This is a genomic window from Lysinibacillus sp. EB106-09-02-XG168 (assembly GCF_058791475.1).
In genome coordinates this window covers 1,442,117-1,467,613 of sequence record NZ_JBYTDN010000003.1, presented here as the reverse complement: position 1 = coordinate 1,467,613, position 25,497 = coordinate 1,442,117, and the positions used below count along the sequence as shown (strand labels likewise).

The following is a 25,497-nucleotide window of genomic DNA, read 5'->3' as shown; positions in this document are numbered from 1 at the left end:
TGACATCCGCCGGAGGCTTTAGGCCGACACGATGTCGGTCACTCAGGCGTTTTCACAGGATGTGAAGTTCTTAGCCTGAGTTCCTCTATTTCAGCGGATGTTTGGGCACCCGCTGAAAGAAGTTAAATCGTTCTGTTCCTGTATCCAAACAAAAGAAAACAGCATAGTTTTCCTTTCTCCAAGTAGCATTTTACATTGTGTAAAATGCTACTTATTTTTTTAAAAAAATATCTCTTTAATAAAACACTGTTATTAAGGAAACGGTATTACCATCCATCCTAAAATGAAAATAGTTGCTGTAAATATCATGATGAATAATAAAATACTTAATCCCCAAAGCCCTAATGAACGACTTTTTTTAGAAAATATTGCAATGACGCTAAAAGGAGCTGTCAGATAAACCAACAAATAAAAGTTATTATCCGTTATATCACTATTTGTTACAATCGAAATATTAAGTAATAAAAGTAGACATAAGCCACCAATCATCCCAACCCACCCAGCTGTGACGAATCCCTTTTCAAATCGTTTTAACGTGACCAGTTCCATAATTTCACCTCACCTACTTTCAAATACCGTACGATATTCATTTTTTCTAATGCTAGGACATCCTTTTTCGGCCCTGTTACAACAACCCCATATGTTTTCACACCATTTTCCTCAATATAAGCAATACGTTCCGGCAATGCTAAATTTTTGGCGCTAGAAATCTCTGTCACAAGCTCTTCATGATTCTCCATAGTCTTTAAAATATCTTTAAATACTTCTTCATTTGACGTTGCATTTCGAAATGGTGACCATATGGAATTATCACGTTGCACAGGATAGCCAATCGGTGAAACAACATTACCATCTTTGCTCAAATTTGTTTTATCAATACCGGTATCAACAGCAGCCCACACAACATCGACATTCGGCATTGCCTTTTCTGCTTCTTTAACTGTCATAAGATCAAAAAATGAAATATAAGCTTCCACAACAGTCTCATCTGGTAAACCGTCAAGCACTCTCCATTCTCGACCAGCATCCAAATTCAAATTCTTGTTTTCAGGATGTATTAACCAAGGATTCGTTTCTGTTGGATGTTTTGGTGCTACTCTTTCTAAAGTTGTAGTCACTTCTTTATTAGATACACTATCAAGGAAAAAACGTAAATCATAAGTATTCGCTTTATAATCTTCCTCTCCGATACGCTTATATTGCTCAAATGCAAGCCTCATTGAAAATGGCGTAAAAGACATATCAAACTCTATTTCTTCCAGTGATGTATTAGGCTCTGTAACATAAAGCGTTTTACTTGTCACATCCATTAATGTTGTCGAACTTGTACCAAAGGCATAATATATAAATGTCATCATAAAGCTCGTTGGTACAAGTAATAATATCATCGTTAAAGTTGCAAAAATTAGCTTCCATTTCGACGTAAAAATTGTTTTTTTAATGACTTTTTGATAGTGACTTTGATCATTTGAATTTGCGATTTCTGCTTTGGAGCTCGCTATTAATTTTTCATAATCATCCATATTGCTGTCTCTCCTTTTCTATTAAGGCTCTCATCTTTTTTCGCCCACGAAATAAATGACTTTTGAGCGTATTTATTTTTAAATCCAAAATATTTGACGCTTGCTCATAAGTACAATCGTGCACATCACACAACATAATTGCCTGCTTTTCATACGGCGATAGCTGATCGAGTAAAGAAATTAACGAATGGAAGGATTCTTCATTTACCGCAATGGTTTCAGGTGTCATAAATGTCGATTGTTCAAGACTATTGGTAAGATCAACACGGCGTTCTTTTCGTATGTAATCAATATGAGTATAATAAGCTACTTTAAATAGCCATGGTTTAATGTCTTGGACTGTATTAGTAAGTAAGGTAATGTGCGCTTTATAAAAAGTGTCTTGCATTAAATCCTCTGCTAATGTTTGGTTTTTGCATAAGGAATATAAATACCGATATATATCGTTTATATAGCGTAAATAAAGCTGTTCAATGTCCATCTCTTCCCACCTTTCAATCTATCCTCGTTTCACAAATAGAAAAAGTTGCACTAATTTAGTTTTTTTGTATTTTTTAGTAAGGTGTGTATTACAAAAATAACGAAACGGCATGATAATGTGAAGAGGTAAAGTGGAAATGCAAAAATTAAATAAAAAAAGGATGCTCTTAAATCCATTTATAGACTTTAAGAGCATCCCACGTAAACATTAGTTAAGCACTATTTATTATTCATTTAGACATTCTAATGAAAACTATATTTTGCTAGCATTTCTCCCCAAGGTGCCATTCCTGACTCTTTAAAACCCACGCTGGCATATAGCTTTCTCGCTTGCTCGTTGTCCAGCTGATACCCGAGCCAGATGACATCAGTGCGATCATCTCTACTCCGGATGTCTTCAATAATCAATTTCATTGCGCTCTTGCCATGTCCACGCCCTTGAAATTGCTCATCAATCATAAATCTATACACCCAATAGTTTCCATCATCCGAATCAATCCCGTACATTGCAAAACCGATAAGTATTTCTTCAAAATAGATTGCCTTGAGCTTCATTTGTGGTAAAAATTTACTTTCTGCAATTGAATACAGATTCGAGGCAATAAACCCTTCCTGTTCTTGCTTAGGCTCTAGTTGAATACAAGCTTCCCAATTACTTTGATCAATTGATCTTAAACTAATCAAACTTCTGATTCCTCCTCTAGTAGTAGAGAAATCCATGATCACGAAGTCTCTACTAAATAAGTATTCCCTTACTGATAAAACAACTTGCTTTTTTAATATACATACTACATCACTCCTCATAAGATGGTAGTCATCGTTAAACTGTACAATTATATAGAAATATTGCTCTCTATTTGTACTCTTTTTTATTTCGGCATAAAGAGAAATATACCTTCTATATTTCTACTTATCACCATAACGTGTCGTTTATTTCCGTCCCGACTAGGCGATGTCAGATGTGAACATTAAATATAAAGAGAGCATGTCTTTTCATTCATAAAAAGCATGCTCCCTTTAATGTATTATTATAGTGTTATCAAATATACTTTATTAATACGATAAACTTCCTGCTATAATTAATCCTACCGTAATGCCCACTGCAAATAAGCTGAAGCCTACTGCAGTATTTCCTTCTTCCACTTTTTTCTCTAAGCTTGTTTTTGGTGTTAACACGTATTCAATAATCAAATACACAATTACTTGTGTAGCAATTCCGATTAACCCCCAAATAAAAGCATCAAGTATATGAACACTTGAAGACCATACTGTATATAATGTGATGCCTAATCCAATCACTTTTCCCCATAGCTTTAATGCAACGGCCATATTGCCTTCTTTTATTAAGTTCCACTCTGAAAATTTTGTTGTAAAGGCAAATGCAACAATACCAATCAAAATAAGAATTAACCCTGTCCCTGTATATAATAAAAAATTTAAAAAACTATCTAATGAGAAATATCCCATTCAATACACACTCCTTTTATTGTGCTTCAGTTTGTTTCACTTTACTCTTAAATTCTTACAATTTTCTAATATCCTATTGGTAGAAAATAAGATCCGTTATCTGTAATTTGTCCCCCTGCGCGAATACCAATTGCACTTGCTTTACCATTAATATAAAAGCAACCATACATATAATGCGCTCGTTTTGGACCTTGTTCTGTTTGAATTATAGTTTGTGGTAGCTCAATAAATTGTTGATAAACAGGAAGTTCATCTTTATATGTTTTATGAATATCTTCCGCAATTTTTTTACCTGTATTTGAAAAAATCTCAACAGTGTCTCCTTCGCGACCAAATGAAGGCTTTTTTACATAACTTTGTCCTTGTTGCAAAAAAATATCTGGATCTAGATAAGTTGGTAAAAAATATTTATGTATTGCGTTATGTTCTTCAGGTGTATAAAAAGAATGTTCTTCCTCATGTAGCCCCCAAATTAGCGCCATTATTGCCTTAGATTGTAGTAAAAAAGCAGAAGGAGGATTCACAATGGCTAAGTCTTGTTGTTCCACTAGCTTCATTAACGATTGACCAACTTTTTCCTTCGTTATTGGATCTTCATCATATATCAAATGTTCAATAGGATACGTCTGTCGATATAAAACATCGATTTTTTCCCCGCTTCTATCATAAAGACCTTGTGGTAGGACAACTTCTTCATTTTCTAAAATTGGCTCATCGACAAGTTGTAGGTGTTTAAAGTCCATATACTGACTTTTTAATCTGGAGAGTTCCTGTAAATACATTATTGTCAATTTATCTTCTTCATGGTCCGAGTGTGCTGCGAAAACAATATTGCTAGCTTCATATTTTTCCCTCGTACGAAACGACGAAGCTACAGCTTTCAAAATTGATTGTTTTAACTGGTCTTCGCATCCTTCGTTTGGATTTTGCATCTCAAACTGTTCACACATTTTTCCATTCACAAAAAAAGTTTCTTTTATAAATGTAGGTGTATCTGCGTTTATTTCAAGCAATTTTACTTGTTCATCGGTCACTACTAAATCTAAACGAGCAATGACACTTTCTACTGGAAGTGTTTGCAAACGGATGAAAGAGTGAGTTTCAGTGGGAAATCCAAGACGCAAAAGTGTCTCATCATCTACCATACGCAACAAAGTAGCCGACTTATAAAAAATATGGCCTATCTGGTCCGTTGCTTGGCGAATCCTATTAATCGTTTCTGAACTTTCTCTCTTAATATCAAATAGAGCATATTCCATCCCATATATGTCATGCCAAAAATCCTTTATTTGGCTAAAAAATTGTTGTCGATTTTCTCGAAATCGGTTCATCTTTACCCTCCAAAACCGCCTTTTGAACCACTGCCTATTCCTGATTTGTAATTCGATACATATGTTTTATAGTCAGCACTTTTTTGTAATGATGTTTTTGTTCCATAATATTTCCCACCATGGTAGTAACTACGCGCATAAGTTGAATCATTATCATCGCAATAATACGTACGCGTTTCCTTATCCCAATCCCAATCATCGCAATCCGTTCCTGTTGGCTCTGCATATCCCCTTTCCTCTCCACAAGCAGTTAACGTCACCAAAGCCGCAGCTGCTAATGCTCCTGTCATCATCTTCTTTGTTTTCTTCATGTTAAAAATCCACCTTCCTATGTTGCAAGCGTATATCCTGTTGGCGTAACATATAAAACATACACACCTCGATCTTCATCAATTTCAGCTGAGTCACGCTCCCACTCCTTGTCTTCGATATATGTATATATACTGCCAATCATGCTTAAAATATCTAAATGATTCGCCATATATTCAAATGTGATAAGCGGATGATTTTTATAGGTATTTAATTCACGAATTTCAAGTTTAATACCTTCACATGAGAGCTCTTGCATTTCCATTGGTGTTTCTTCACACAATTCTACATAAATCACGAATAACTCATCTTCAATAGCAGAAGACAATTGTTTATAAGTCTTACCTTCTTTAATAAAAAATTCACATTCTCTTCTTGTTAAAATTTGCGGCAAGTCAATATTAGTATAATAATAGATTGGTTCAAACTTGTCTTTACCTTTTTGCAAACGATATTCTAACATTGCACCTTCGATTTTCATAACACACTTCCCTTTATAAATATTGTTTCTTTTACATTCATCGTAGATTTTTCTAACCAAAAGCTCCTTATTTTTTTATACGACTGAGATTTATAATTAGTTTCATATTATTCTACTAAAGTTCAACTTAGGTATCATTAGGGTTTGTATTTATTTTTGAATAGAAAAATCTCACTTAAACTAGAAAGATTTAACCTTTCTAATTTAAGTGAGATTAAGTTTTTTATAACTTGCTTTACTTTAGCGTTTTATTAAAAACCTCATTTTTCAAGTTGCCCTTTTGTTCGTTCAATTATCTTTCGCTTTTGAATTTTTGCTTGTGTTAGTTGTAAAGATTGCTTTAATGTTTGTGTCCTCTTAGCTTGTTGAAGTGCAATCATCATTGCGGGAATTAAGCTATTTTCAGAAATGGGTTTAACTAAATAGCCCATAATATTATCTTGCCTAGACTTTTCTATAAATTCTTTTTGACTATATGCAGTAATCAACAACACTGGTATATCTAACTGCCGCCCAATAACTTCGCTTGCTTTGAACCCATTTAATTTTGGCATTTCTATATCCATTAACACAAGATCCGGCTTTAATTTAACAGCGAGCTCAATCGCTCGATCACCATTTCCTGCTTCCCCGACTACCTCAAAACCATTTTTCCGAAGCAACATTTTTAAGTCCATCCTGATAATTGGTTCGTCCTCAGCAATTAGAATCCGTTTTTTCATCACACCACAACCTTTCTTGCAGGAAGTTTACTATTTGCTGATATTCCTTTGTTGCGCAAAGGAAACGCCTGTACACTTAGCTAAAAGCATTTGTTCGATTAAGTCAGATAAATAAGCACCCGCTTCAACTGAAGTTAGTCCATCTTTATGAATATTTGAAATGACCGTCCGATCGGCTTCAACTGTTTTTTCAGTCGGCCGATAAATCATGTAAGCACTCAGGCTTTCATCTGTATTTAAACCTGGCCTTTCGCCAATTAACGAAATAACAAGGTCACAATTAACAATAGCAGCCACTTCGTCTTGCACCCATACACGCCCCCGCTTAATAAAAAACGGCTTTGCGACACTTATATTCTTTAATTTTAGCCCTTGTATTAAAGCTGGTAGTAAATCAACTACATTTGCTTCTACCGCAGAGGAGCTCAATCCATCACAAACAATAATTTGAACATCCTTGCCTTTATCCCCGTTCTTTTCAAGATAGTTAATAGCTTCATCTGATAACTTTCGACCAGCATCTAAATCCATTAAGTAAGACTTCATATCACTAGCTTTTGTTTCCAGCTTGTGTAAACCCATATTTTGAAGAAAACCATCACTTACATCTCTTAATACAGCATCTTGTGCAGCTGCATGATCAATTAAAAATTGTAAATAGCTTGTCGTCAACATACGCGTTCCTGTTCGACCAATACCAATACGAGCAGGTGTAATACTTTGCGCTCGCTCAATGGATGCAGCGTTATGCGGCTTGTCTACCCCTTTTATACGTTCTTCTGGAAAATATATAGTTTCTTCTTTATTTTGATCGATATCGTTTTTGGGTGAATTCATGTTTTTCTTCACTTCATCAACCACTCGTTGAACAATTTCTTGAATATCCATTTTGCTCCTCCCTCCTTAATCAAAAATTGATAAATCTCCCGCACGTTTCGTCAACTTTCCATTTTCCATTAGGCCCATATTCTCCATCCATTTTTCAAATTCCCGAAGTGGTCGTAAGCCCAGAATCTCACGCAAGCTAGCATCATCGTGATAGCTTGTATCTTGATAATTCAGCATGACATCATCTCCACCCGGTACTCCCATGTAAAAATTCGCTCCTGCAACTGCCGTTATGATACCGGCAACTTCCTGATCATTTTGATCGGCATCCATATGATTTGTATAAGTTGGAGCAATTCCCATTGGCAAGCCATGCAATTTCCCCATAAATCCGTCTTCAAGATCCGCTCTAATTAATTGACGTCCATCGTAAAGTGTCTCCGGTCCAATAAAGCCAGAAACAGTATTCACCATGAAAGGCTTCCAGTGACGTGCATAACCGTAGCTTCTGGATTCAAGCGTTTGCATATCTACCCCAAAATCAGCATTTAAAGAAACCTCCGAACCTTGTCCTGTTTCAAAATACATAAAGTTTGGACCTGTAGATGTACCATATCGAGCCATCATCTCATAGCCCTCATCAAGAATTTTTTTAGATATACCGAATGCTTCATTCCCTTTTTGCGTACCTGCTAAACTTTGAAACATAAGAGCGATAGGTGCCCCCTGCTTTAAAGCTTCTATTTGTGTTGTTATATGAGCCAAAACACAATTTTGAGTTGGAATTTGCCACTTCTCAATAAATTCATGTGAAAGAGTCAAAAGTTTTTTGACGGATTCAATCGTATCCACATTCGGATTGATACCAATAACTGCATCACCCGCTCCGTAGGACAACCCTTCCTTTATTGAATACAAAATGCCTTCTGGAACATCATTTGGATGGTTTGGTTGACAGCGAAATGCTAAGCGACCAGGCTCTCCAATTGTAGTATTACAATGTGCTTGATACCTCATTTTCTGTGAAGCAAGAACAAGATCAATGCTGGACATCATCTTAGCAACAGCAGAAATCATTTCACTTGTTAGTCCCCTTGAAAGTTTCAATAATTTATCTGTACCTGTATCAGATGACAGAATATAATTCCTCAGTTCACCGACAGTCCAACTTTGAATATCCTTGTAGATCGTGTCGCTAATATCATCATAAATTAAACGTGTTACTTCATCGATTTCATACGGAATAACCGGATTCTCATAAATTTCTTTCAGCTGCATCTCGCTAAGTACTACTTTTGCCGCCATGCGCTCAAGCGATGATTCCGCTGCTACACGCGCCATCACATCCCCAGACTTCGCTTCACTCGCTTTTGCAAGTACCTCCCTTACCGACGAAAACGTGTAATGTGTTCCTTTTACTACACAAGACAATTTCATCATTTAACACCCCTTTTTATATGTTTAAGATTGCAATCCAACAAAAAAAAAGCGCTTCCACATATCCCTGAAGAAAATTTTCTTCGGGCGTGAAAGGCGCCTTTGCCTTAGCTATTATTTTAGTTCATTTTACACTACTAGCAAATATTTTGTAAATAGTTTGAAAACAATATCAGCTTAAGTGATCTTAGTGACATTTAATATTATTTAACCTCGGAAGATACAATCGGAAAGGTTATTGAAACTTTTGTCCCTTTTTCAGAAATAGGGACTGAAAAAACGCCTTGTAGCTTCTCTTCAACTAACATTTCTACAAGTTGTAATCCTAAAGATGACAGATCGCCTATCGAAAAAGGGTTACCAATTCCACATCCATCATCCATTACTGTAATCGTAACCATTTGCTTTCGTTGTCTCAAATTAATAACAATTTCCCCGTAATTTCTTGAAGGAAAAGCATGCTTAATGCTATTTTGAACTAACTCATTTAGAATTAGTGCTACAGCTGTTGCTTTATCTGAAGGACAGAATATCGACTCTCCTTCTACAGACACAGTAATATGTTGTCCTGGAATAATTGACGAGGACACTAACAAAGTAGAAATTTGTTGTATTAAAAGTTTAATATCCGCTTCCTCAATTCCACGCTGGGCCAAATAATCATGCACTAAAGCCATACTAGATATACGAGATATACTATCGTGAAATACCTCAGCTACTTCTTCCGAGTGAGTGCGTTGCATTTGTAACCGTAGCAAACTAGAAATTACCTGTAAATTATTTTTAACGCGATGATGAATTTCCTGAACGACAATGGCTTGAAAGACACGTTGCTTGTCTTCGCTATTAGTCGCTTTCATAAGCTGCTCTATATTTCTTTCGTTCTGCACTACCTGTGAAATATCTCTTTCTTTTATTAATACCGCGATGGTCTCCCCATACAGGCCTTTTATAGGAACAATATCTTGCTGCATGATTCCACGCTCTTCCGTAATTCCTCTTGATCCAAAAACTGGCTTCCCGGTTTTCAAACTAAATAATACACCTGGCTCCATTTCTTCAAATGCTATATTCCCTAGCAAACTTTTTTTATATAAAGAAGCGATAGTAGTAGGCTTTGCCTCAGCTACAATTAAAGAAGCGTTATCTTCTTCTAAAAGACAGTCAATAAAAATATCCGCTTGAGAAAGGTCAGCTATTATTTGAAGGTTTTGGGCTACACCTAAAATAATTTCACACTGTTCATTTGATAAATTCGGTAATCGTTCTAAATCTAAAATCCCCATCATAATAACGCACTTCCCCTTTCTCTAGTTTTTCAAACACTATAACAAAAATTGTGTTCAATGTGCTACATCTATTAGAGAGTATCAAACAAAATTCAGTAAAAATAATAGAAAAGGACAAAACGTGTTTATTCACACCGCCTTGTCCTTTTTTTCTACTTTCGGTTGTTTCGATCGTTCATTATACATCTAATCCTAAGTGTGAACGTAATGTGCTACCTTCATAATCAGCTCGGAATAAACCACGTTCTACTAAGTTCGGAATAACATCTCTAAAGAATAAATCTAAAGATTTTGCAGGACCACCTGGCACAGCTATAAAGCCATCCATTGCCCCTTTATCATAAAAGTTCACAATTTGATTCACAATATCTTGTGGCGTACCAATTGCTACAAGATGTGCAGAGCCAATTACCTCTGGGCGTTCTAACAATTCTTCAACAGTTGGCTCATTTTCTATAATATATCGGCGCACGAGATGTGCATGCGTTTTACTACGTACTTTTTGATTTTCGGGCGGCAACATATTTACTGTTACGCAATCCATTAGAGCTAAATGACGAATATCCATTCCAATTACGGATTCTAGGGCATTATAGCGACGCTCAATTGTTAAATGCTCGTGTGTTTTACGGTGCATTTCTAATGCCTCCTCATATGTATCACCAATAAAGAAATACAATCCTGGTAATAAACGTATGTCATCTGCTGAACGCCCTAACTCAACAGCTCGCTTGCGCAAGTCATTACGTAATTCAATACCTATTTCTATATCTGGAGTGGCAGCAAAAATAGCATTTGAAACTACTGCGGCAAATTGACGGCCTGTATCCGATGCCCCTGCTTGGAATAGAGGAATATCACCTGCTGGATGCATAGGTATATTTAATGGTCCCTTTACATGAAAATACTCACCATCATGGTTAATTGGCTTCACAAGCTCTTTAATTTTCTCTAAATCTCCATCTTCCTCTAATATTTCATAAGGGTTGCTATGCCATAGTCGCTGGACAACATCCTTACATTCTGTTGCCTTTGCATAACGCTCTTCTGACGAAGGCATCAACTCGTTGCTAAAATTAGATGCTCCATCAATTGATGTTACTAGGTTCCAACCTAAACGCCCTTCACTAATCCAATTCAAGGATTGTAATTGGCGCGCAATAATATAGGGTGGATTAAATGATGTTGAAACTGTTGTTACCAAACCAATTTGTTTAGTTTCTCTTGCCACCGTCGCCATTAAAAAACTTGGATCTAGCCCTACTGTTCCTTTCATTTTAGCTATTAATTCTAGATGCGCTATTAAATAATCTGCCTTAAATACAAAATCTAACTTCGCTGCCTCAGCACGCTTTGCAAATGCAATATGTTCATCAATTAACGCACCTTTTTTGCCTTGCTCACCATTCACCGCTAAATGCATCCCAATTATAAGATGTCTTTTTGTTGTCAATTTACACTCTCCTTTTTCAATTGAAAATGATTATCAGTACTATCTTAAAGTTCATTTTCTAATAATGCAATGAATTAAAGAGTGTATCCATGTATACATAAAAATAATTATAGTAGTGAAAATTTTTCTTGTTTTTGAATATTAAATATATTACAATCCTAATTGAAATTGAAAATCATTCTTAATTATAAGGAGTCGACATGATGAATAAAAAGAATTTACTACTATTCTTCACTATATTTGCAGCTCTATTTGTATTAGCAGCTTGTGGAGATAAAGCATCGGACAACAAAGAGAAAGAGTCAACGGAGAAAAAAACCGAAGAACAGTCAACGAGCCGTGAAATTAAACACGCTCTTGGTACAACGACAATTGAAGGAACACCAAAGCGTATTGTGACTCTTTATCAAGGTGCGACAGATACAATTTTAGAATTCGGTGTTACACCAGTTGGAGTAGTAGAATCTTGGGCTCAAACACCAATGTATAATTACATAAAAGATGACTTAAAGGATGTAAAATTTGTTGGTCAAGAAACACAACCAAATTTAGAGGAAATTGCAGCGCTAAAGCCAGATTTAATTATTGCGACTCAAATCCGTCATGAAGAAATTTATGAGCAGCTATCACAAATTGCGCCAACTGTTGTAAATACTACTCTTTATGATTTCAAAGAAACAGCTACAGTAATTGGTCAAGCTTTAGGTCAAGAAGAACAAGCAAAATCATTGATTGGAGATTGGGAGGCACGCGTGGCAGACTTTAAAAATAAAGTAGCCTCTACTAATAACTGGCCATTAAGTGCAGCTGTATTAAACTACCGTGAAGACCACGCTCGTATTTATGTGACAGGCTTTGCTGGTTCTATTTTAAATGAATTAGGCTTTAAAGGTCCAAAAGATTTACAAGGTGAGAATTTAGAAATTGTAAAATTAACAGATAAAGAAGGTATTCCTCAAATGAACGCTGATGTTATTTTCCAATTCATGGAGGATAATGCAGCAGTTAAAAAGACAAATGAAGAATGGACTGCACATCCTTTATACAAAAACTTAGACGCTGTGAAAAATAATCAAGTGTATACAGTCGATGAAATCATTTGGAATTTTGGTGGTGGTTTACAAGCAGCCAACCTAATGTTAGATAACCTTTATGAGCATTTTAAGCTTAAAAAATAGTATGAAACAAAGGGAACGCAATTAGCTTCCCTTTTTTCTTTGAAAGAAGAGGAGTCATGATGTTACAAGCAACTTTCTCAAGAACACTAGGATTGATTGTACTCTTAGGAATAGTAATAGCTTTGTTTTTCGCTAGCCTTGCACTTGGACAAACGACCATCCCATTCTCGACAACATGGGAAGCGATTACGAATTATAACCCGGATGATACGAATCATATGATTATTGGTACGTCACGTTTAACAAGGGCAATTATTGCTTTAGTAATTGGTATGAATCTAGCAATTGCCGGTATATTCGTCCAAACGTTAACGCGTAATCCTTTAGCCGCTCCAGACTTAGTTGGTGTCAATGCAGGAGCTATTTTTTTCATTGTACTAGCTATTACTTGGCTTAATGTTCAATCGTTAATGCACTATATGTGGTTTGCATTTTTAGGGGCTACCATTGCTGGTGTAATTGTATTCTTCTTAAGCAGTATGGGTAGAGACGGTATGACACCTATAAAAGTAATTTTAGCAGGCACTGCTTTATCAGCATTATTTATATCTTTAACACAGGGGTTACTTGTCATAGATGAGCAATCCATTCAAACAGTTCTATTTTGGATAGCAGGTTCTGTGGCTGGAAGAGATTTGAGCATGTTATTACCAGTATTACCGTATTTCCTTCTAGCATTAATAATTAGCTTACTTATAGGAAAAGCAATGAACATTTTTAGTACCGGAGATGATGTTGCGAAAAGTCTTGGGCAAAATGTAGGTTTACTTAAAGTGGTAATGGGCGTACTCATTATTATTCTAGCAGGTGGCTCTGTTGCAATTGCCGGATCTGTAGGATTTATCGGACTCATTGTGCCTCATATAGCAAAAGGTCTGGTTGGTATGGATTATCGTTGGATGATACCATATGGAGCACTTTTAGGTGCAGCACTTCTATTAACAGCAGATGTAGTGGCACGATTTGTAATTGCTCCTCAAGAAGTTCCTATTGGTGTAATGACAGCATTCATTGGTGGTCCATTCTTTATTTATTTAGCTAGAAAAGGGGTGTCTAAACAATGAGTCATTGGACATTTCGACTATTGAATGGAAAAATATCTTTTCGATTGTCACTAAGATGGTTACTTATTTTATTAGTCTGTTTTTTGACGATTGGAACATTATTTGTTCTAAGTTTATCTATAGGAAGTAACTGGATTCCTATTACAGATGTATTTTTACAATTGACAGGATACATTGACCAACATAGTTATGTAGTAGAGACGCTGCGATTACCACGAGCGTTATTAGCGATGTTAGTAGGTGCTTCATTAGGTATAGCGGGTCTTATTTTGCAAAATCTAGTGCGTAATCCATTAGCTTCTCCAGACATTATTGGGATCACTAGTGGAGCTTCATTAGGTGCTGTATTATTTATTATTTTAGGGACCGGTATAGTCAGTATGAAGTTTTTGCCGCTTGCTGCGATTTTCGGAGGGCTTTGTGCAGCAATAGTGATTTACATCATTTCTTGGAATAACGGAGTTACCCCTATTCGACTTGTATTAATTGGTATTGGTATATCTGCTATTTTGAAATCAAGCGTTACATTTTTTCTTGTCTTAAGTGAAACAGCTACTACAACTAAGGCTTATATATGGTTAACAGGTAGTTTATATGGGGCAAATATGAGCGATGTATTGGCGATGAGTCTATGGCTTCTCATCCCTTTACCAGTTCTATTAATCTGGGGAAGAAGTTTAAATGTAACAGAGTTAGGCGATGATATTTCTACTAGTATGGGGATTAATGTCCAAAGGCAACGCTTTTTATTTTTAATGTGCAGTGTAGTATTTGCGGGGACAGCAGCTGCATTTGCAGGTGGTATTGAATTTGTTGGACTCATGGCACCTCATATTGCAAGAAGATTAGTTGGTAAATCCTTTATTGGGCTTGTTCCGATAACGGCACTTATTGGAGCATTTATTGTTATGTTAGCAGATTTAGTGGCACGATCCTTATTCTTACCACTCGATATTCCAGCAGGTGTATTTACTGCTGCAATAGGAGCTCCCTTCTTTATCTATTTATTATTTCAGAATCGGCATCGATAGGAGGAAAACAACATGCTCGGATTACAGACTCAAAATTTATCATTACAGTACGGTGACTATCAAGTAATTCAAGATTTAAGCTTTCAAATTCCAGCAGGTAAAATTACTGTTCTTGTCGGTTCGAATGGGAGCGGAAAATCAACACTTTTACGCTCCCTAGCTCGTTTATTAAAACCACACGAAGGCGATATATTAATAGATGAACAAAAGATTCAGTCTTTATCTTCTAAAGAAATAGCAAAGCAGTTAGCGATATTACCTCAAGGTCCCTTAGCACCTGAAGGTATCACAGTACATCAATTAGTCAAACAAGGGCGTTATCCTCACCAACGTTGGTTTCAACAGTGGTCAGAAGATGATGAAAATATTGTGGAAAGAGCAATAGTCGCTACACAGCTCCAACTACATAAGGACCGTGCAGTAGATTCATTATCTGGGGGGCAACGCCAGCGTGCATGGATTGCCATGACATTAGCACAAGAAACACCTATTTTGTTATTAGATGAACCTACTACTTATTTAGATATGACTCATCAAATTGAAGTATTAGATTTTTTGTTTGAATTAAATCGCTTAGAACACCGAACAATTGTTATGGTTCTGCATGATTTAAATCTTGCTTGCCGCTATGCAGACCATTTAGTTGCCGTTCATCGTCAAACAGTGGCTGTACAAGGCCCACCAGAGGATATTGTAACAGCAGAAATGGTTCAAGAAGTATTCGGTATGGAAGTAGCTGTATCGGAGGATCCTTTTTTTGGAACTCCCCTATGTATCCCGAAAGGAAAAGGAAGGTATATAAAATGAATTTAGAGCCTTATGGCGTGGAAAAGCATCTCTCACCTCAAGGAATTCCATTACATCAATTATTGAATAAAGATACTTTACTACCAATCATTAAACAGTATGCAAATTATTTAAATACTTCTTCCCTACCTGTTGCGGGTTCTTTATTTTTAAAACGTTATGCAGTGTTAGTAGCAGCTTCGAGTCTTGATTATTATGGACTGCAAAAGAAAAGAATTGATTGGTGGTCTACAGCACGATTTGATGTAACATCCTTTAAATTGTTAATTGAAGAAAACCCAACAGAACTTTTTGAAGACTGTTGGAAAAAACGCCTTTTTGCTCAAAATTTAACACCAATGATTACTATTATTAGCAAGGAATGTAGAATATCCTCAAAGATTCTATGGGAAAATATCGCTGTAAGGCTACTTGCAACTCTTCGCAAAAATGAAGAAACATATACTTTAAATGAATTAAATGAACATTTTAATGACCTTACTTGTGCTGAAACAGATTGGTTAGGGCTTGAACAAAATCCTTTTCAAACTTTTCTTCAGCGAAAAGAGACATGGAGTGAAGTACCCGTTCGAAAAACGTGTTGCCGATACTATCAAGTAAATACAAAAGCTGATATACCATATTGTAAAAACTGTCCATTGAGGAAATAATATATTGTTGTTAAGAAATTAATCAGAAATAAGCCTATATCGTATATCTGCATTTTAGAGATTCTATGTACAGATCTAATAAAGAGAGAGCATGTTTTTCAATTCATGCTCTCTCTTTTACTCTTGCTTTACTTTAGAGTTTTATTAACCCCCCCAAAAATAATTCCAGAATTTTTAAAACAAAGTACTACTTCCCCTATTGTATATGCCCTAAAAATAAGTTTAAATGCTTAGAAGGCAATTAAGCCAGCAAATAATAAGCCTTTTAATATTAAACAGCCTGCTGCAATTCTTCTTCCTCATGCATAACCTGTAAAATCGTGTTTTCTTCTTTACGCTGACAGATGTTATTCCAAATAAGAGCAGAAATAACAAGTAAGGTCCCTACTATATCAAAAATTGTTATGTTGTATCCTTGTATCATCATAATGACCAATGTAGTTATTGGAACGAAATTAATAAATAAAATCCCATTAATGGATGATAGGATTTTCACACCGTAATTCCAACTAAGTAATGCCACAATGCCTGGTAGTGTCATCATAAACAATAAATCATATTTAATAGCAAAAATCGTTTCCGCACTTGGGACTGATACAACTCCTTGTATCGTCATGATCATTGTGATGATACCTGTTACAGCTGTGCCAAATACACATGTTAATGTAGAATAGCGCAGCGTAGACCAATCATTAAATGTTTGACCGCCCATTGTATAGATGACCCACCCTACAACACCAATTAAAATAAATGCAAGCGAAACTAGATTATGTTTTAGTGTAAGAAAGAAACAACCCATATCACCTTTTGTAATAACAAAAATAGCCCCAACAAAAGCAATAATCATACTGCTAATCATATACTTCTTCGGTTTCACATGTTTATAGCCCCATAGAATAGCAATCGAAATCATCGGCATGAGTGCTTCCATAATCGACGCTACCATAACACCGGATTTTCCCATTAACATTTGGCCTAAGAAAACAAGCACGTTGTAAACTGTAAATGCCATCGTCCCAAAAAAGACGAGTAATTTACCTTTCCCTTCTAAACGAAATGCTTTCTTCCCTTCTTTCATCCATAATAAAATGACTAATACAATCGATACCGCTCCATATCGAATAGTTGAAAAATAGAGCGGATTTATATATTCAAGTGCATGATCTGCTACTGGAAACATGGCTCCCCATGACATACTGGCAATTAAACATGCGATCACGCCTACTACTATTTGATTTCTTCTCACTGTTTTTTTCCTCATTTCTATATAGCCCTATCAATTATGCGTCGTCATCATTGCGTCCGGAATCGCTTTATGCTTTGACCCGCACGATGTTGGTCACTCAGTCATTGCCCACAGGAAGTGGCGTTTTTAGACTGAGTTCCTCTATATCACAATGAGAATTATAAAAAAGAAAATACATCACGTAAAATGATTGAAAGTGATATTAACTATCATTTATAATGATAGTTTTTAAGGGGGAAAGCTCGATGGAACTACGAGATTTACAGATTTTCAAAAGCGTCGCCAATAACGGGAGCGTTAGCCATGCTGCAAAAGAATTAAATTATGTACAATCCAATGTAACTGCACGTATTAAGCTATTAGAAAAGGAGCTCAAAACGCCGCTATTTTATCGCCATAAAAAAGGGATGACATTAAACCCAGAAGGGCGAAAAATGCTTGCTTACGTTACTAAAATTTTGCAGGATGTCGAGGAAATGAAACAAGTATTTTTAGATAGTGATACACCAACTGGTACATTAAAAATCGGTACAGTCGAAACAGTAAGTATATTACCTACCATTCTAGCGTCCTACTATAAAGGATATCCGAATGTCGACTTAACACTACAAGCTGGTTTAACTGAGGAACTTATTAAAGAAGTAGCGGATCACCAATTAGATGGTGCATTTATAACCGGGCCGATTAAACATCCAGCTTTAGAACAATATGATGTATTTACCGAAAATCTCGTTCTCATCTCACAAAACAAATCCTTTCGCATAGAGGAATTTATGACTACACCTATCCTTGTTTCTAATCAAGGTTGCGGCTATCGATCCAAGCTAGAACTCTGGCTCAAAGATGAGGGTTTATTGCCAAAGAGAATTATGGAATTTAATATTTTAGAGACAATTTTAAACAGTGTTGCCATCGGTCTTGGCGTTACACTTGTACCACAATCAGCCGCTGAACATCTTTCTACTACAGGTAAGGTTTATTGTCATACAATTCCTAAAAAATACGGTACTATTTCAACCGTCTTTATTCGACGAAAAGATGCATATATGACAAATTCGATGGAATGTTTTTTAAAAACAATTGCTGAGCATCAGCATATATAAGGTTACTTCTAATCATGTGAAGTAACAAAAAACGCTTGGTTTCTAGTACCAAGCGTTCTGTGTTAATTATATTTGGATAAAAAAGATGCAGAGAACCTATATTTAAAAACATTTTTTCAAATTATAATGGTGCTATTTTGCATTTTTGTCAGGCTGATGAATACCGAATATATTGCCCTCGGTATCAATATAATATCCTTGCCACGCCATTCCAGGAAGAGCATATTTCGGCATTGCAACCGTGCCGCCATTCTCAATAATTTTAGCTTCCGTTACATCATAATTTTCCACTCCCATTGTACAAGCAAATCCATTTAAAGCTTGATTTGGTTCAGGAGAAGCACTTTGTCGTTGCATTAAAGCACCATCGATTCCTGGTTCGTCCGCATTACCAGTCACCGCTCCAAAGTAAGGCATTCCTGCATAATCACTCCAATCCTGAAATGACCATCCGAATACCTCTCCATAAAATTTCTTTGCTCGTTCCATGTCACTTACATGAATTTCAAAATGAACTAATCTCCCCATGTTATCCTCCTCATTATTAAAGAATTAAATTACTCACTGTGTTTGAGTACAATTACTATATATTATTATGACAAGGAATAGAAATTTTAAAAAAATGCTGTGAATGTTGCTATTCAACTAAAGGAGCAGCTTAGTTGAATAGTGTTGTTCAACAATCGGCCAAATTGTGGAGGAACGCATTTTATATTAACTATATTCAAATGAAGAACTGTTTAATCATATGCTATTGATTAAACAGTTTTTTATTTGTTTTTTAAAAAACTTTAAAAAGGTTGTATACTTTTTTATTTTACAATTGTTATATATGTAAGTGATCACTAAGAATTAAAAATTGGATATTCAAAAGTTGGTGAGTTTTTGAAAAATGAATGGGAGCAAATACTCCTTACACATGCAAAAATTGTATTTAAATATTTAATCAAAATTGGGGCTACCAAAGAGGATGCAGAAGATATTACACAAGAAACCATCATGAAAACAATTGAATGTCTTCAACAAATCCAACCGAAAAAAATACGAGCGTGGATGTTTAAAGTCGCAATTCATCGTTACTATTCCTTATATAACAAAAATAAAACAATCGTTCAGTTAAATGAGGTGGACTTAGAAAAGTTAATGCCAGCCATAGAAGATGTGGAATTTAGCCTATTAACAAAGGAAATAGCAAGTGAATTGGATGAAGCATTGCAGGAACTTCAGCCAATGTTTCAACAACTGCTTATCCTAAAATACTATTTGGATTTTTCCTATAAAGAAATAAGCGAAATTTTAAGTATAAAAGAAACTAATGTAAAAACTTATTTACATCGCGCACGCAATACTCTTAAAAAATATGGGAGGTCAAGTTTAATGGAGAATGAGAAGATAGATGATTTATTTGACATAAAGAAAATGGAAAAGTCGATTAAGAAAGCAAAAAGAAGGGCGAGTTGGAAATCGGTTTTTATAACAGTCGCAGTTCTAATTATATTGATTATCGTTGGTACAATTGCAAATCGAAACATTACGTATCAATTAGAAGGCCCTATTCAAATTTCTGCATCAGGCTTTTATGAAATTTCCGCGCCGAATGAATTTATCGGCAAGCTTGAACGATATCATGGTATTTTAGGTGGAGAAAATCGTTATACAACTTATAAAATTATAGAAGGAAAAGTGGTTTATACTGGCGATGAAAGCTACGGCTATGGACTTTTCCGTGACGAAAATTTAAATCGAATCGGGATTGAATCACCAATATTAATTGGAGATAGTTATTCTGAAGATGACTTACAAAAACAACGCTACAACGAATTAGGTCAACGAGAAATGGTGTTTTTCTATCCGTTTATTCAATACGACAATTACCGCAATGATATAAATTTACTTGATGATATAGGTCAAGAAAAAGTAATGGAAGTTGCACTATCCTTTGACAAAGGGTATTCATTTAATGAAGTAAAAAAGATGATTTCAGAAGACGTAACACTGTCTTGGCTTTGGGTCGATGATGTAAATGGAGAAAACGTTGAAGATTTTCATGTTCCAATAAGAGATAAGAATAATAAAATTGTTGATACCAACAATCTAGTTCGCTCCGAAAATACAGTTTATGGTGTTTCTTTATTTAATGCAAATGGGGATAAACAAGACGAACCAGTTCATAATTTTATTCTAAATATTGAGAACGGCAAAAAATATAAAGCTCGTTGGCAAGGTGAATACAATCGTTTATTTACGACATTAGGTGGGGAAGATGAGAAACTAACAGAAGATGATCTACAATATTTTGGTGCGGTTGTAACTGGAAATCCTCAAAACTTATCTAAGTTGAAAAATTCACCTTTTATTAAGGCGTCATCCATAGGTGTTATTATAGATCAGTATTAGATAAAAATAAGGGGTAATGCTTAATCCAAATTGTCTTTAAGTAGAGCTAGAAAATGATTAGATTTGTAGTGGTATTTCACAAACGGGGTGCTTTAGTTAAAAAAGGATTTACTAAAGGCCAAGTTAATCAACAAAATGAGTGAAATTAACTTGGTCTTTATGTATTAATAGCAGCAATCTATACGAAAACAGCTAAAAGAAATTCTATGAAAAAAATCGGGAATTAGCATTCTAATAATAGTCCCTATTTTGGTTCTATTTCTTTTAAATAGGTTAATTTACAGCGTTTAAATTCTCTTTTAAATACTGAATAAATGGATGCCCTTCTATATCTGATTTACGTGTACATATAAATAAACTTTGCTGAATATTTGCACGTTCTATATACACCCTAGCCAGTTTTCCATTTGATATACTTTCAGTTACACTGTAGGACGGTGCTATAGTCATACCGTACCCTGCTTCCACTACTTTAATCGATTCATGTAAGCCTTGCATTTGAAGTCCTAATTTAGGTAAAGGACAGTTATACGTATAAAAAACTGACTCCAATAAATCAAGCGTCGAGCTACCACGTTCTCGATAAATAAAGTCCTCATTCGATAATTCATAGATGGAGACAGTTTGATTTGCCAAAGAATGTGATGGGTGCACAACAAACCAAAACGGGATATCTACTATTTTTTCAAACTGTAAATCAGAGTGACCCATTTTATTTTGCACGACAAAACCAAAATCTACTTCATAATTAAGAACTTGCTCTTCCACAGATTTTACATTGCCTAGCGACACAAAAAATTCAATGTGAGGATTAGCAAGCTTATACTCTGCTATAATAGATGGGAGTATATAGTTTATTGGTATATAGGAAGAAGCAATATGTATTTTTTCTTCTTTTGCTAAAAATTTACCGAGTCTTTCATCAATTTGTGCTTCTAAATAAAATAAACGCATTCCCTGCTCATACAAAAATTTCCCCTCAGGCGTTAATTGAATGCCACGTCCTTTTCCTTCAATTAATTTTGCCCCTATTTCGCTTTCTAATTTCCGTATTTGAATTGTGACAGCTGGTTGACTAAGCAGCATTTTATTCGCCGCTGCGGTAATTCCACCAAGCTTTGCGACATTCGTAAAAATCCTTAATGCATGCAAATTCATTACATTCACTCCTCCCTATCGATCAATTTCGCCTTGGCGTAGTTGCGTCCGGATTTTGAATTGTGCCCACACAATTCATTCCTTTCAAAACCCGTGACATCCGCCGGAGGCTTTATCTTTATTCAGTAGGTTTTAGAACACCCTCTGAAAAGGAATCACATCTCCATTCACCCCATCACCTTCGAAGATGGAAGTCTCCTGCTGAATAATGATAAATTTTATTTATGAATAAGCAATTTATATATATTTGTTTTATGTGTTGTTTAGCAGTAATTTAGGTGTAGAGGTGATTTGATGGAAATTTTACTACAGGACTGGTTTTCAGTAAATGGATTTATTTTATTTACAATTGGCTTACTCGCAGCAGTCATCGGTGTTCTTTTCGGCGCTGCAGGCTTCGTTTTGTTACCCGCAATGCTACTTATTGGCATTCCGATTCATACAACCGTAGCTGTTAATAAATTCGCGACAGGACTTTCAGCTCTATCAAATGTCGTGTCATTTATAATTAAAGGTCATTTATCGTTAAAAAAATTTACATCTTTAATGATGATATCTAGTTTAGGAGGTGTATTGGGCGCATTTTTAGCAACTCGATTATCAGAACAAATCATTGATATTGTAGCTTGTGTTTTCTTAATTTTCGCATTTTTCATCGTGATTTGCAGTAATAAATTTATGGTAAAGGATATTAAAGAGACAGAGGAGCAACCAATTAATAAACTTATTCCATTTGTGGTTTCAATATATGATGGTGGTTTTGGACCAGGCTCAGCTCTAATGAATGTAACCTATCACCTTAAAAAGCAATATACCTATATAAAAGCAGTTGAGTTAACAAGAATGATTACGTTTTCAAGTTGTACAGGCGCCTTTCTCTTTTACTACTTTACGGGCATAGTTAATTGGGGAATCGCCATTCCTGTTTCAATTGGCTCTATCGTTGGCTCGTTCTTAGGTTTAAAGATCATCCCTTATATCAAAACAAGATGGATTCAAATTTTATTACCAATCATTTTTTTCTTGCTGATTGTTCAGGTCGTATCAGATTTATTGATTTAGATCGCGCTACGTTTTAGTGGGCACGTAAAGCAAGCGAGAAGTGATAACTTCTCGCTCTTTTGTTTACTCTTACTTAGCAGGATTGACAACAAATTATATTTTCAACTCTTTTATCCCTGCTTTTAATGTGTCTGCATCTACTTTTAATGTTTTCCAGCTGTCTTTAGCTGATTTCAAATTAGGCAGTAAAAATTTAAATTTATTTTGTTCCGCTTTATCCGATGCATTCTCGATATGTCTCAATACTCCTGAATATTGAGAGTCTAAATCATTCCATTGTGCAGACATAAAAGTAAGGGCATTAATAGCATCATCGAGTGCATTGTACATCTCACTAATATTACTATGTGCAATTCCAACTACACGATTTAATGTTATTTTATAATCAACTGTCTGTCTTAATTGTGCTAATAACGGTTCTAATTGACCTAATTGATCTCTCGCTATCCCCAGCATAACACCACCAGCAATCCACGTAGGAATAGAAGGAACAGATACAGTTATTATGCCATCAGACTCTAGTTTCTTATAATAGTTTACTGATTCTAAAATTTCATTTAGGCGCTTTTGATCATCCTCAACTGCAACCCCTTGATTTTTTAAAATCGACTGTAAAAGTTCTTTGTTACTGCCAAATGCTCTAACATCTTGTCCAATATCATTTCTTAATTTAGTTAATTCTTCTATTAATTGTTGAGCATACTTTTGATTTAGTTGAATCTCTTCTCGTAAATCTGTAATCCCTTCTATTAACGTCTCTGCATCCCCTGTATTTATTGCATCTACAATTATGTCATAATAATTTTCAAACTTTGTATCATATTCAATAATACCTGTTAATGTATCTATAAGCTGTTTTTTTATCTTTGTGTCCCATGTAAGGGCATGTACTCTAGCATCCTTTTGATCTTGTACAATTTTACCTGGTAAATCTGGATATCCATTAATTTTAATTCCTTCAAAGTTCACATCTGGATTCTTAATTAACATATACGAATAAGCATTCATAGATTTTGCAAAAAGTCCCGCCTTTTGCAAAGTTTCTTTCATCTTCACTTCATTTGCTGAAAGAGACGTATCACTATTGCTTATTTGTTCAATTTTCCTTGTCTCTGCAAAAGCTGCTACTGGGGAGACTACAGAAGTAGTTGTCAAAGTTAAAACCGTTGATACAGCGAGTACTTTGTAAAGAGATTTTTTATTCATTTAATATTCCTCCTATATGAATTTTATTTTTAATTTTTATCTTCTTGTTTAAAAGCAATATCTTTTGCAATAAATTCCGCATCTTTATGAATATCATTCCAACTTTGTTTAGCCGCTTTTAAATCATCAGGTATTAACGAGAGCTTATGTTCTTGCATTTGATCGATATTATCATATAAGTCTTTATAATTTGCCCCCATTGTATTCCATTGTTGTTGAATATTCGTTAAAGACATGATCGCTTGATCCACTGTTTGATATAAGTATGTCAAAGTATCTTTGGCGTTAGTAAGTGAAATAACTGCTTGGTTAGCGAAATCGGCTTTCATCGTCAATTCCCCGATTTTATTGGAAATTTCGTTGTAGGAGTTCATATGATTAGATGCTGTAACACCAGCTGCTGTTCCTAAACCAATACCAGCTGCACCGAGAGCTGTAAGGCCGCCGACAACAAGCGGCGTTGCTGTTCCGCCTGTCACAACAATTACAACCCCTCCTGCAATAGTTCCAATAATTAAAACAGCTGCTCCCAATCCACCACCAATTGACCATGCTAGTACATTGTCAAAATGTGCTTTTTGAGTGGAACGTAGATTCTCAATTTCAGCTTGAAGTTGTGGAACCAATGCTTGTTTGCCCGCTAATATTGCCGTTAATCCACCCTTCCCATCTGGACCACCAATATTATTTTTAAAATCTATAGTATTTGTATATAGCTTTGTTTTGAAGGCTTCTAACATCTTTATGACTTCTGTAACTTCTTTTGAATTTGTATCAATCGAACTGATTAAATCACCAATACCTTCTTTTAGCCCTTCCTTATCTTTCTTTTTTACAGTGTCTATTAATGTGTCGTAATAATTATTAAATTGTTCATCGTAATTTACAATATTACGTGCTGTCTTTTGAATTTTTGGCTTCACTGTATCTAACCAATAATTCGCATTGATTCGAGACAGTTCCTGATTAAGGTGAATATTTTTGATTAACTCTCCCCCTTCAGAACCTAAATCAATCTTTGATAGATTTACATTTGGTTGTTTAATCATTGTTTTTGCGTACAAATCCATTACAAGAATATGAGAACCTGTTTCAGCTAACGCTTTCTTCAGTTCTTCAGGTCCTAATGTATAATAATTCCCAATTTTCTGTTCTTGAACGCTTTGTTCTTGCGCAAGCGCCTGAATAGTGCCACTGTTAGTTGCAGTTATAACCGTTGCCAAAGTGGCCACGGTTAACACCTTATATGAAAATTTCTTCAAATCTAATCCCTCC

26 protein-coding genes are annotated in these 25,497 nt (G+C 35.4%); 8 read left to right on the top strand and 18 right to left on the bottom strand.

The features are described from left to right. Window positions 1-252: 252 nt before the first annotated feature. The 13 genes from AC3WSO_RS07880 to AC3WSO_RS07820 all read right to left on the bottom strand — a co-directional run bounded on the left by AC3WSO_RS07880 (window position 253) and on the right by AC3WSO_RS07820 (window position 11,320). Window positions 253-549, bottom strand: coding sequence for a hypothetical protein (locus AC3WSO_RS07880; RefSeq protein WP_492530102.1), 297 nt, complete (start codon window positions 547-549; stop codon window positions 253-255). Further along, window positions 531-1,523: an anti-sigma factor gene (locus AC3WSO_RS07875; RefSeq protein WP_492530101.1), complete on the bottom strand. Its 993-nt coding sequence runs from the start codon at window positions 1,521-1,523 to the stop codon at window positions 531-533. The genes AC3WSO_RS07880 and AC3WSO_RS07875 overlap by 19 nt, the downstream gene beginning before the upstream one ends. After that, the gene (locus AC3WSO_RS07870) at window positions 1,516-2,004 is read right to left on the bottom strand and encodes a sigma-70 family RNA polymerase sigma factor (RefSeq protein ID WP_492530100.1); all 489 of its coding nucleotides are present in this window, start codon (window positions 2,002-2,004) and stop codon (window positions 1,516-1,518) included. Before AC3WSO_RS07870 ends, AC3WSO_RS07875 begins: the two co-directional genes overlap by 8 nt. Before the next feature lie 242 nt (window positions 2,005-2,246). Continuing rightward, window positions 2,247-2,687 (bottom strand): GNAT family N-acetyltransferase, encoded by a 441-nt coding sequence (locus AC3WSO_RS07865; RefSeq protein WP_492530099.1) that lies wholly within the window; start codon window positions 2,685-2,687, stop codon window positions 2,247-2,249. 369 nt (window positions 2,688-3,056) lie between these two features. Continuing rightward, window positions 3,057-3,470 carry a DUF350 domain-containing protein gene (locus tag AC3WSO_RS07860; protein WP_492530098.1) on the bottom strand — a complete coding sequence of 138 codons (414 nt, stop codon included), beginning with the start codon at window positions 3,468-3,470 and terminating at the stop codon, window positions 3,057-3,059. A gap of 65 nt (window positions 3,471-3,535) precedes the next feature. Continuing rightward, on the bottom strand, window positions 3,536-4,801 hold the full coding sequence (locus AC3WSO_RS07855) for a glutathionylspermidine synthase family protein (RefSeq protein ID WP_492530097.1): 1,266 nt from the start codon (window positions 4,799-4,801) through the stop codon (window positions 3,536-3,538). Between the two features lie 2 nt (window positions 4,802-4,803). Beyond that, window positions 4,804-5,112 (bottom strand): hypothetical protein, encoded by a 309-nt coding sequence (locus AC3WSO_RS07850; RefSeq protein ID WP_492530096.1) that lies wholly within the window; start codon window positions 5,110-5,112, stop codon window positions 4,804-4,806. Window positions 5,113-5,129: 17 nt separating this feature from the next. Further along, entirely contained in the window at window positions 5,130-5,591 is a 462-nt protein-coding gene (locus AC3WSO_RS07845) for a hypothetical protein (RefSeq protein WP_492530095.1), read from the bottom strand. Window positions 5,592-5,851: 260 nt separating this feature from the next. Continuing rightward, window positions 5,852-6,313, bottom strand: coding sequence for an ANTAR domain-containing response regulator (locus AC3WSO_RS07840; protein ID WP_492530094.1), 462 nt, complete (start codon window positions 6,311-6,313; stop codon window positions 5,852-5,854). 30 nt (window positions 6,314-6,343) lie between these two features. Beyond that, window positions 6,344-7,201: an ethanolamine ammonia-lyase subunit EutC gene (gene eutC, locus AC3WSO_RS07835; protein ID WP_492530093.1), complete on the bottom strand. Its 858-nt coding sequence runs from the start codon at window positions 7,199-7,201 to the stop codon at window positions 6,344-6,346. Window positions 7,202-7,216: 15 nt separating this feature from the next. Next, complete coding sequence (locus AC3WSO_RS07830; protein WP_492534279.1) at window positions 7,217-8,578, bottom strand: ethanolamine ammonia-lyase subunit EutB; 1,362 nt, start codon at window positions 8,576-8,578, stop codon at window positions 7,217-7,219. Between the two features lie 203 nt (window positions 8,579-8,781). Further along, window positions 8,782-9,867 (bottom strand): sensor histidine kinase, encoded by a 1,086-nt coding sequence (locus tag AC3WSO_RS07825; protein ID WP_492530092.1) that lies wholly within the window; start codon window positions 9,865-9,867, stop codon window positions 8,782-8,784. Between the two features lie 178 nt (window positions 9,868-10,045). After that, window positions 10,046-11,320 (bottom strand): NtaA/DmoA family FMN-dependent monooxygenase, encoded by a 1,275-nt coding sequence (locus AC3WSO_RS07820; protein WP_492530091.1) that lies wholly within the window; start codon window positions 11,318-11,320, stop codon window positions 10,046-10,048. Between the two features lie 203 nt (window positions 11,321-11,523). Between AC3WSO_RS07820 and AC3WSO_RS07815 the strand changes: the two genes are divergently transcribed. The 5 genes from AC3WSO_RS07815 to AC3WSO_RS07795 are packed head-to-tail and all read left to right on the top strand — an operon-like array spanning window position 11,524 to window position 16,050. After that, the gene (locus tag AC3WSO_RS07815; protein ID WP_492530090.1) at window positions 11,524-12,498 is read left to right on the top strand and encodes an ABC transporter substrate-binding protein; all 975 of its coding nucleotides are present in this window, start codon (window positions 11,524-11,526) and stop codon (window positions 12,496-12,498) included. 59 nt (window positions 12,499-12,557) lie between these two features. Beyond that, window positions 12,558-13,562 carry a FecCD family ABC transporter permease gene (locus tag AC3WSO_RS07810; protein WP_492530089.1) on the top strand — a complete coding sequence of 335 codons (1,005 nt, stop codon included), beginning with the start codon at window positions 12,558-12,560 and terminating at the stop codon, window positions 13,560-13,562. Continuing rightward, entirely contained in the window at window positions 13,559-14,593 is a 1,035-nt protein-coding gene (locus AC3WSO_RS07805; protein WP_492530088.1) for a FecCD family ABC transporter permease, read from the top strand. The genes AC3WSO_RS07810 and AC3WSO_RS07805 overlap by 4 nt, the downstream gene beginning before the upstream one ends. Window positions 14,594-14,605: 12 nt before the next feature. Then, a complete protein-coding gene (locus AC3WSO_RS07800) occupies window positions 14,606-15,400 on the top strand; it encodes an ABC transporter ATP-binding protein (RefSeq protein ID WP_386827800.1) in 795 nt (264 codons plus the stop codon). Beyond that, window positions 15,397-16,050 carry an IucA/IucC family C-terminal-domain containing protein gene (locus tag AC3WSO_RS07795; RefSeq protein ID WP_492530087.1) on the top strand — a complete coding sequence of 218 codons (654 nt, stop codon included), beginning with the start codon at window positions 15,397-15,399 and terminating at the stop codon, window positions 16,048-16,050. Before AC3WSO_RS07800 ends, AC3WSO_RS07795 begins: the two co-directional genes overlap by 4 nt. Before the next feature lie 271 nt (window positions 16,051-16,321). On the opposite strand, the gene AC3WSO_RS07790 is transcribed toward AC3WSO_RS07795, so the two are convergent. Continuing rightward, entirely contained in the window at window positions 16,322-17,311 is a 990-nt protein-coding gene (locus AC3WSO_RS07790; RefSeq protein WP_492530086.1) for a DMT family transporter, read from the bottom strand. 230 nt (window positions 17,312-17,541) lie between these two features. Here AC3WSO_RS07790 and AC3WSO_RS07785 point away from each other — a divergent pair, with 230 nt between their 5' ends. Beyond that, complete coding sequence (locus AC3WSO_RS07785) at window positions 17,542-18,399, top strand: LysR family transcriptional regulator (protein WP_492530085.1); 858 nt, start codon at window positions 17,542-17,544, stop codon at window positions 18,397-18,399. Between the two features lie 132 nt (window positions 18,400-18,531). On the opposite strand, the gene AC3WSO_RS07780 is transcribed toward AC3WSO_RS07785, so the two are convergent. Beyond that, on the bottom strand, window positions 18,532-18,927 hold the full coding sequence (locus AC3WSO_RS07780; protein WP_079559848.1) for a VOC family protein: 396 nt from the start codon (window positions 18,925-18,927) through the stop codon (window positions 18,532-18,534). Window positions 18,928-19,284: 357 nt separating this feature from the next. On the opposite strand from AC3WSO_RS07780, the gene AC3WSO_RS07775 reads away from it, so the two are divergent. Continuing rightward, window positions 19,285-20,796 (top strand): sigma-70 family RNA polymerase sigma factor, encoded by a 1,512-nt coding sequence (locus AC3WSO_RS07775; protein ID WP_492530084.1) that lies wholly within the window; start codon window positions 19,285-19,287, stop codon window positions 20,794-20,796. A 273-nt stretch (window positions 20,797-21,069) separates the two neighbouring features. Here the strand turns inward: AC3WSO_RS07775 and AC3WSO_RS07770 are convergent, their stop codons facing one another. After that, window positions 21,070-21,954: a LysR substrate-binding domain-containing protein gene (locus AC3WSO_RS07770; protein ID WP_492530083.1), complete on the bottom strand. Its 885-nt coding sequence runs from the start codon at window positions 21,952-21,954 to the stop codon at window positions 21,070-21,072. A gap of 294 nt (window positions 21,955-22,248) precedes the next feature. Here AC3WSO_RS07770 and AC3WSO_RS07765 point away from each other — a divergent pair, with 294 nt between their 5' ends. Then, window positions 22,249-23,016 carry a sulfite exporter TauE/SafE family protein gene (locus tag AC3WSO_RS07765; RefSeq protein WP_492530082.1) on the top strand — a complete coding sequence of 256 codons (768 nt, stop codon included), beginning with the start codon at window positions 22,249-22,251 and terminating at the stop codon, window positions 23,014-23,016. 93 nt (window positions 23,017-23,109) lie between these two features. On the opposite strand, the gene hblA is transcribed toward AC3WSO_RS07765, so the two are convergent. Both hblA and hblD read right to left on the bottom strand, forming a co-directional pair. After that, window positions 23,110-24,222, bottom strand: coding sequence for a hemolysin BL binding component B (hblA, locus tag AC3WSO_RS07760; protein WP_492530081.1), 1,113 nt, complete (start codon window positions 24,220-24,222; stop codon window positions 23,110-23,112). A 29-nt stretch (window positions 24,223-24,251) separates the two neighbouring features. Continuing rightward, on the bottom strand, window positions 24,252-25,484 hold the full coding sequence (gene hblD / locus AC3WSO_RS07755; RefSeq protein WP_492530080.1) for a hemolysin BL lytic component L1: 1,233 nt from the start codon (window positions 25,482-25,484) through the stop codon (window positions 24,252-24,254). Window positions 25,485-25,497: the final 13 nt, after the last annotated feature.